This window comes from Nitrospira sp. BLG_2 (assembly GCF_049222245.1).
The window spans coordinates 1-7753 of sequence record NZ_JBLYIG010000539.1 but is presented as its reverse complement, the minus strand read 5'-3'; the positions used below and the strand labels follow the sequence as shown (position 1 = coordinate 7753).

Sequence of the window (7753 nt, the reverse complement as noted above, 5' to 3'; positions counted from 1 at the left end):
TCCGCGGGAAGGCGCTTCTGCACGCGAATGTGGCTGCCCTTCTGACGCACGATCACCCAGCCATCTCGCTGCAGAGCCCGAAGCACCTCGAGGTACGAGAGGCTCGGGACTTTACTCATACGGCCAGCTCGATTTCCTCGGCCTCGGAGCTCAGGTTGAGATCATCTTCAACAGGCTCCAAGTACAGATCGATGGCTTCTCGAATGTTCTTGATCGCCTCTTCTTTGCTTTCTCCTTCACTGACGCACCCGGGAAGAGCGGGAACAAACACTGTGAATCCACCGTCGTCGCTTGGTTCCAACACCACTTTGAGTTTCATGGACACCTCACTAAATGTCTGTGCAAAGCATAACAAACTGGCAGACATGGGCAATGAGAGCATGAATACACAACTGGCCACAACCGTAGCAACAGGGAACCTATGCGCTCTTGAACTTCGTGAGCTTGGCGAACAGGATGGCGGAGAATGGCAGGGCCAGCCCGATCACCAATTGCGTGATCAAGAGATCGCCGAGTTGACTGTAATCGGCCGGTGCCTGAATCGCACCGGTGGCTTGATCACGCACTCCACGCGTCACGACAAAGATCTCGTTGAGATACTTGGTGCCGAGCTGGCTCAAGGAAAGGGCCAGATTGGTGAAGGAAGCCATCACGGCGAAGAAGGTGGCTTTCAGATTGGCCGGAGCGGAATTCGCGATCCATGCCAACATCGGAATCATGGAGATCTGCACGAGGGGCGATTCCAACGCCGTATCGATCAAAGCAATGAAGCGTGCATCGACGACTCCACCGGTCATCTTCGCCGTCCATTCGTGCAATCCGTAGTACATACCCACGATCGGTAGAGAGAGGATAGTCCCGACGACGGTCAAAAATCCGACCACATACATGATGGAACGTTCGGCCATAAAACGCCGAAAGGCGAACATGCCCACCAATGCTAGAATGCCGCCGATCAATGAGAGAACTGAAAGGAACTGCTGATCGAACTTCAGGTCATCGATCATCCACCAGGTCGATCCCGGGCCAGGCCCCGGAATCGCGCGCAAGGCGAAGATCACGGCCGCGGTGCCGACCAAGGTAAGCCGTTTATCCGGCTCAAGTTCCTGAACGAGTCTCGACATCAAGAACAGCACGATGCTCATCGAACCGGCGAACACGATCTCCTCTCGATATGGGAATCCCCCCAATCCTACAGTCAACGTGAAGAGGACAAAGGCTGAACTTCCACCCAGGATCCACCAATTCGGTTTCGTCGGCTCATTTTCCGCATCCCGCGCATTCGCCATCTGTCGCGCCTGTTCAAACGAGAATCCTTGTTGAACGAGTCGTTGTCTCTGTCGTCGCTGCAATAACCAAGCGAGTCCAACTCCTGCCACGGATACAACCGGGATCACCATGGCCATCAGATAGATGTTCTTGTACAACCGAACGAGATCGGCTTGCGGCAGCCCTTCCGTCCCGCTGAAGACATACACGTTGATGAGCGCCACGAGGATCCCGCCACCGACAATCGCGACACGCCCGAGTGTCTGCATCGTGGTGTGCATCAGCTTGCGCGTTTGATTATCGAATGGGCGGCCTTGATCGTCGACGCGAGGAACCGCCTCGACGGTCATGGCGTCCGCGACGGCGTCTTGAATGACATACCCGATGGGAGCAAGCAACACACTGAGGACATACCACATTTCCGCCGGCAAGACGGCCGTCATCGCTTCGCGTTCGCCGATCAACAGGGCCATGATACCGAGGCTGATAGCCAGCAACCCAGCGCCCAGCCCAACGAGCCAGCTCTTCCATCGCCACAGGAGATCGACCGTGTGGCCGATCGACATCTTCAACGCCCAGGGGATTCCGGCCCAAAATCCGAGCGCGGCGAGAAATGCGGCGGAAAGCCCGAGATAGTCTTTGACAAAGAAAGTTCCGACGATACCGGTGAGGCCCGAAATACCGTAGGCCACGTAGACCATGAGCGGCGGCAGGTAGGACAACCGCATCTCGCGACCGAGAGAGAGAATGTTGCGATCAATCCAAGCGACCAGTGGATTCGGCATCGTGCGGTTAGATGGCTGTGCTGTCCAATAGATACCTACGTGCCGACCGTAGCCGGCGAACGACGACGGAGCAAATCCTCTAGAGCCGCGCGCATCTCGGACTGTGGCAGATGAATCCGATCGCCGTGTCCGGCCAGCACCCAGTCAAACGGGTAATCGAGGAGTTTCCGGATGGACTCGATCAAGGTCCATCTTTTCCAAATGAGACGGGTTGGAGCTTCCAACGACTTGGTGTGGGGATCCCACCAAAGATGGTCGCCGGTGAAGAGAAATCGCTCGCGGTACAGCAGCGCCATGCTGCCGGCCGTATGGCCCGGTACGGGAATGATCTGGAATTCCGATCCGATCCGAACCGTCTCCTCCCCTTCGATCACCCGTTCCGCCCCGGGAGCGGCCTGCGCATCCGCCTGATGGATGATACGCGTCGCGCCGAAATGCGCGGCATACTTATCCGCATCCGCCACATCATCCTTGTGGGTCAGAAAGATATGCGCTATTCCTCCCTGCCGCTCAAAAACTTCAACGAGATGTTTGATGTACCGAGGGGAGTCGATCAGCCAATTGCCGGCCGGATGTTCAATGAAAAAGCTGTTCGCTCCGAATGATTTCTCCGAATTGAATCCGCAATAACTCACACCGCTTTCGAGACGCAGGGGAAAGCTCGCCATGGCCATCTGCAATCGCGCCTTGTCGCTCTGTTCAGTGCCGATCGAGCCGACGGGACAGGCAAGCAATGCCTGGTACGCTTGATGTATCTGCAATTCACTATCCGGCTGGCGGCTCACAGCGGAATAGTCGCCGACTTCTTCGAAGCTCAGCGGCGCCAACTGGCGGCACGTATCGCAATTGATGCAGGTCGCATCCACGTAAAAGTTACCGGAAACGTTGGAATCGAGGCGTTTGTTTCGATCAGCCATCACAAAACCTTCATGCCCTGCTTTTCCCGGTCAGCCGCACGCCAAAGATACCAGGAGGCAACCGTACGATGGGGTCTCCATCGCTCGCCATATTGTAACAGCTGTTTCGGCGTAGGCATCGTGGGCCGCTTGTAGGCAATGCGGAAGCCGTTACGCAGGCCAAAATCATCGACCGGCAACACATCAGGCCGCCCCAACTGAAAGATCAGCAGCATCTCGACCGTCCATTGCCCGATGCCTCGGACTTCGATCAGCCGTCGGATAATCGCCCCATCAGCCAATTGCCGGATCATACGGTTTGTCGGCACCGTCCCATCGAGAGTCTTTGTAGCCAGATCACGAAGCGCCAAAATCTTCGGTCGCGAGAAACCGGCTTTCCTGATGGATTGCATGTGCATGGCAAGCAGCTCATCCGGACGAGGAAATCTCCGGCCGGGAAAGAGCGCGATAAATCGTCTGAGGATGCTCTCGGCGGCTTTGTCATGGAGCTGTTGAAAGGCAATCGCGCGTGCCAGCGATTCGAAGGACGATCGGCGGATCCTCGATTTCAGCGAAAACGGACCGATCTCCTCGATCAACCGACGCATGACGGGGTCAACGTTTGAAAGATAGCCGGTCGGTTCAGAATCAAGGTGACCCATTACGTCAGCGAAATGCGGCTCTTGTTCTGTTTCAGCCAAACATCGAATGTCTGCAATGTCGGATTCAAGCTCTTTGCGACGGCAACATTGCGTGCCCCACAAAATACTTCATTGAAATCGCTCTTGAACTGGAACATGTTGCCGAGATCGTCGGCGCCCTTGAAACCGAACGCGCGATACTGTTCCGGCGCCACGGGATTATAGCGCACAGTTTGCCCGATCGCCTTGGTCATGGCCGCAGCCATCTCCTCACCGGTCAGATGTTCACCCGCGATTCCAACCGTCTTCCCGGTGTATTCCTTGCCGCTCTTGAAAATTCCCAACGCGCATTTTCCAATGTCCTCGACCGCGATTCCGGGAAGCTTTTTACCTCCCATCGGCATGGTGAACAGAAGCGTGCCGTCCGGCCCCTTCTTTGGCCCCATGCCGAAGAAGATCAAATTGTCCCAATAAAAGGATGTCAGCAGAAAGGTCACCGGAAGGCCCAACTTGGCGAACTCCCGCTCCACTTCTCCCTTCGCATCGAAGTGCGGAACTTTGTATTTACCCATCAATGTCGGCATGCGGCCATCCGACAGCGGCACCCATTTGCGCGTATCTTCCAGCGTAGACCAGATGACATGTTGCACACCGGTCTCCTTCGCCGCCTCGGCCTGATTCTTCGCTTGTGCATATTCTTTGTCGGGGGAAAAATGCTCCCAGAAATTGGTCAAACAGAAGACACCGTACGCGCCCGTGAAGGCTCGCTTCAAGCCGGCGGCGTCGTCAAGATCAGCGGACACGACCTCGGCACCAAGCTTGGTGAGAGCCTTGGCTTTATCTGAATTCACATCTCTCGTCAATGCACGGGCTATAAAAGTCTTGTCCGGATCGCTCGCGATTGCCCGTACCAGCCCCCCTCCTTGCATTCCAGTCGCCCCCACGACGGCGATAAGTTTCTTTTCAGCCATGATAGGCATCCTCCTTTGGGAACAGGCTGTAACCGGATTCCATAAGAATCACATCACGATGCCGCCGCCGGCCTGAATCGTCTGCCCCGTCAGCCAGCGAGCTTCCTCGCTCACGATGAACGCCACAACATCGGCTATATCTTTTGGCACACCCAATCGCTTCATTGGAGTCAGTTGCACTCCCATCTGTCGATACTCCTCCGTCATCATCCCGGTTTCGGTAAAACCCGGCGCGACGGTATTCACCGTGACCCCCTTCGGAGCCAGTTCTTGAGCCAACCCCTTGGTGTATTGCTCCAGCGCCGCCTTGCTCCCGAGATAGGCCGCGGCGCCGGGAAAGTGCAGATGCAACACACCGGTTGAGATATTCACGATCCGTCCTCCGTCTTTCAACACTCTTGCCGCTTCCTGCATGGCGAAATACGGCCCCTTGGCATGCAGAGCGATGACGTTGTCAAAGTCTTCTTCGGTCGTCTCCTCAAGCGGCTTCGGCATGAATTTCCCCGCGTTATTCACGAGAATATCCAGCCTATTGAATTGCTTGACCGTATCGATCACGAGCCGGCGCGCATCGGTCACTTGGCTCATGTCGGCTTGGACCGCCAATGCCTTGCCCCCTTTTGCTTGAATTCCCATAACAACTTGCTGCGCTTTTTCCAAACTCCTCGAATAGTTCACCACCACGATTGCGCCATCGTCCGCCAATCGTTCCGCAATCGCCCGGCCGATTCCACTGGACGCTCCGGTCACAACCGCTACTTTTCCGCTCAACGATTTCATCCGCGCGACTCCTCTTTAACCCGCATTATCCATGAGCACTTCTGCTGCAATTGTGGATTCGCCGCCGCGACTAGCCAACATGCGGCTCAGCTGCATGTTGACGGGCGGACTCGCCGCAATTTCGCGACAAACCGTCATGAATAGTGTGGGTAATCCTGTTATCCGATGGGATTTCCCCAGTGCCCTACAAATGTCGATTCTCCGATCGGCCGGCGACTCCGGGGCCGTAATTCACGTTCTCGCAGCCGCTCTGGAAGAACGGCTGGATCGCCCGGATAGCCGATGGCAATCATCGCAACCGGTTCGAAACCCGAAGGGATGCTGAGCTCGGCCCGCGCCTTCTCCACATCGAAACCCGCCATCTGATGCACAACCAATCCGTGGGCCGTCGCTTGTAAGACGAGATTCTCAACGGCTAATCCTGTATCGTGAAAGGCATGCCGGTTCGGCGTTCCGTCGTCTTCAAAATTGATACTTGCAATCGAGAGCATCAGGACCGGCGCGCGGAAGGCCCATCTCCGGTTCCCCTCCGCCAAACAATCAAACAGACGCTTCCACTGCGTGTCATGGTCATGTTTACTCGCCATGATAAAGCGCCAAGGCTGCTCGTTGTTCGATGAAGGCGCCCAACGCGCGGCCTCGAAAAGAGACCGTAGTGTGTGGGACTCTACCGGTCTTTCGTCGAACGCCCGTGGGCTCCAACGGCGCATCAGCAAGTCATGGATCGGGAACTGTGTCTTCGCCGGCTTTTCCATGGCCCTTACTCTTTCTTGCCGGCTTCGGTTGATTGCATGTCCGGCGACCACCTGCCTCCGAGAGCATTGTACAGTTGGATGACCGGCCAGCCGAAACTTTTAGGTCACCGCTCGCTCAGGAGGCACTTCCGCTGATTCGGTCCGCTGTTCCACCGGCACCCACCGCTCAGCAATCTTCCGCACCGTGACGAAGAACAACGGGACAAAAAAGATCGCGAGGAATGTCGCCGTCAGCATCCCGCCCAATACGCCGGTTCCGATGGATTGACGGCTGGCTGCTCCCGCCCCACCGGCGATGGCCAGCGGCAAGACTCCGCCGATGAAGGCCATGGAGGTCATGATGATCGCCCGAAATCGCAACCGCGCGGCTTCCCTTGCCGCCTGGAGGAGCGGCATACCGTCGGTTCGGCGATGATTGGCGAATTCGACGATCAGGATGGCATTTTTGGCCGCCAATCCGATCAGTGTGACTAAGCCGATTTGAAAATAAATGTCGTTCGTCATTCCCCGCAGCCACACAGCGGACAGAGCGCCGAAGACTCCGAACGGGACCGCGAGGATCACGGCAAACGGCACGGCCCAACTTTCGAACTGGGCCGCCAGCACCAGGAAGACCATCAACAGGCCAAACCCGAACGCCAAACCGGACTGCCCACCGACTTTTGCTTCCTGATAGGAAATGCCGCTCCATTCCAAAATGTAGCCTTTTGGAATCAACACTTCTTGCGCCGTTCGTTCGAGCGCTTCGAGCGCCTGACCCGAGCTGTAGCCGGGAGCCGTGGCCCCCAGCACCCACGCGGTGTTGAAGCCGTTGAAATGCGTCACCGGATCAGGACCGCTCGTGAATTCGGTATCGACCACCGTATCGAGCGGTATCATCGTGCCTCCCGGGCCGGTGCCTCCGAACGCGGTGGCGGAAGGACTCAACGACCGCACGTACACGTTCCCGATGTCGGAGGGGTTCGACCGGAACTCGGCCTCGGCCTCCGTCTGCACTCGATAGACTCGGCCGAATTTGAGAAAATCATTGATGTAAAAATTGCCGAAGTACGCCTGCATCGTGTCGAAGATCTCGGAGATCGGCACCCCCAGAGCTTTCGCCCGCTCGCGGTTGACGCGCGCGAACAATCGCGGGGCGGTGACGCGAAAGTTCGAGCCGATTCCGCCGATGGCCGGATTCTCCTTGGCTTTCTCGGCGAATTCCTGGGTGGCCGCGGCCAACTTCCGGAAATCTCCTCCGCTCGGGTCCTGCACTTGCAGAGAGAATCCGCCCGTCGCTCCGATTCCACGGATCGGCGGCGCATTGAAAGCAAGAATCAACGCCTCCGGTATTTTCGCGAATTCTCCATAGGCCGCGCTCACCAACGCCTGCACATGCTCCGAAGGCTTTCGCTCGTCCCAGTGATGCAACGGGATAAACATCGTCGCGCTGTTCGGCCCTCGTGTATTAAAGACGAAATTCATGCCGGACATCGCGTCGGTTGAGTGAACGGCGGGGACCGAGAGAAAATACTGTTCGATCTTCTCGAGGACTTTAACAGTCCGTTGCGTGGACGCGCCATCGGGCAGCTGCACGACCGTGATGAAATACCCTTGGTCCTCTTCCGGTAAAAAAGCGGGAGGAATCACCCGGAAGAGCCCGAATGCCGCGAACAG

At 56.9% G+C, this 7753-nt stretch carries 9 protein-coding genes; all 9 read right to left on the bottom strand.

All coding sequences use genetic code 11. From position 1 onward, the window contains the following. Positions 1 to 119: type II toxin-antitoxin system HicA family toxin (locus tag ACOSYY_RS14485; protein ID WP_421663232.1), on the bottom strand; the 119-nt coding region annotated here is incomplete at its 3' end. Then, on the bottom strand, positions 116 to 319 hold the full coding sequence (locus tag ACOSYY_RS14480) for a type II toxin-antitoxin system HicB family antitoxin (RefSeq protein WP_421663231.1): 204 nt from the start codon (positions 317 to 319) through the stop codon (positions 116 to 118). The genes ACOSYY_RS14485 and ACOSYY_RS14480, both read right to left, overlap by 4 nt. A gap of 100 nt (positions 320 to 419) precedes the next feature. Further along, on the bottom strand, positions 420 to 2054 hold the full coding sequence (locus ACOSYY_RS14475) for an MFS transporter (RefSeq protein ID WP_421663230.1): 1635 nt from the start codon (positions 2052 to 2054) through the stop codon (positions 420 to 422). Positions 2055 to 2089: 35 nt separating this feature from the next. Further along, positions 2090 to 2971, bottom strand: a complete 882-nt coding sequence (locus tag ACOSYY_RS14470) for an MBL fold metallo-hydrolase (RefSeq protein ID WP_421663228.1) — start codon at positions 2969 to 2971, stop codon at positions 2090 to 2092. Then, complete coding sequence (locus ACOSYY_RS14465; RefSeq protein ID WP_421663227.1) at positions 2971 to 3612, bottom strand: DNA-3-methyladenine glycosylase family protein; 642 nt, start codon at positions 3610 to 3612, stop codon at positions 2971 to 2973. The genes ACOSYY_RS14470 and ACOSYY_RS14465 overlap by 1 nt, the downstream gene beginning before the upstream one ends. Beyond that, positions 3612 to 4562 carry an NmrA/HSCARG family protein gene (locus tag ACOSYY_RS14460; protein WP_421663226.1) on the bottom strand — a complete coding sequence of 317 codons (951 nt, stop codon included), beginning with the start codon at positions 4560 to 4562 and terminating at the stop codon, positions 3612 to 3614. The genes ACOSYY_RS14465 and ACOSYY_RS14460 overlap by 1 nt, the downstream gene beginning before the upstream one ends. 48 nt (positions 4563 to 4610) lie before the next feature. Next, complete coding sequence (locus ACOSYY_RS14455) at positions 4611 to 5342, bottom strand: glucose 1-dehydrogenase (protein ID WP_421663225.1); 732 nt, start codon at positions 5340 to 5342, stop codon at positions 4611 to 4613. Between the two features lie 158 nt (positions 5343 to 5500). Next, positions 5501 to 6097: a nitroreductase family protein gene (locus ACOSYY_RS14450; protein ID WP_421663224.1), complete on the bottom strand. Its 597-nt coding sequence runs from the start codon at positions 6095 to 6097 to the stop codon at positions 5501 to 5503. 99 nt (positions 6098 to 6196) lie between these two features. After that, a partial coding sequence (locus ACOSYY_RS14445) for an efflux RND transporter permease subunit (RefSeq protein WP_421663223.1) occupies positions 6197 to 7753 on the bottom strand: 1557 nt, incomplete at its 5' end.

Coding starts and splice junctions, on each gene's coding strand:
- ACOSYY_RS14480 (WP_421663231.1), bottom strand. CDS start 319: ATGAAACTCAAAGTGGTGTTGGAACCAAGCGACGACGGTGGATTCACA.
- ACOSYY_RS14475 (WP_421663230.1), bottom strand. CDS start 2,054: ATGCCGAATCCACTGGTCGCTTGGATTGATCGCAACATTCTCTCTCTC.
- ACOSYY_RS14470 (WP_421663228.1), bottom strand. CDS start 2,971: ATGGCTGATCGAAACAAACGCCTCGATTCCAACGTTTCCGGTAACTTT.
- ACOSYY_RS14465 (WP_421663227.1), bottom strand. CDS start 3,612: ATGGGTCACCTTGATTCTGAACCGACCGGCTATCTTTCAAACGTTGAC.
- ACOSYY_RS14460 (WP_421663226.1), bottom strand. CDS start 4,562: ATGGCTGAAAAGAAACTTATCGCCGTCGTGGGGGCGACTGGAATGCAA.
- ACOSYY_RS14455 (WP_421663225.1), bottom strand. CDS start 5,342: ATGAAATCGTTGAGCGGAAAAGTAGCGGTTGTGACCGGAGCGTCCAGT.
- ACOSYY_RS14450 (WP_421663224.1), bottom strand. CDS start 6,097: ATGGAAAAGCCGGCGAAGACACAGTTCCCGATCCATGACTTGCTGATG.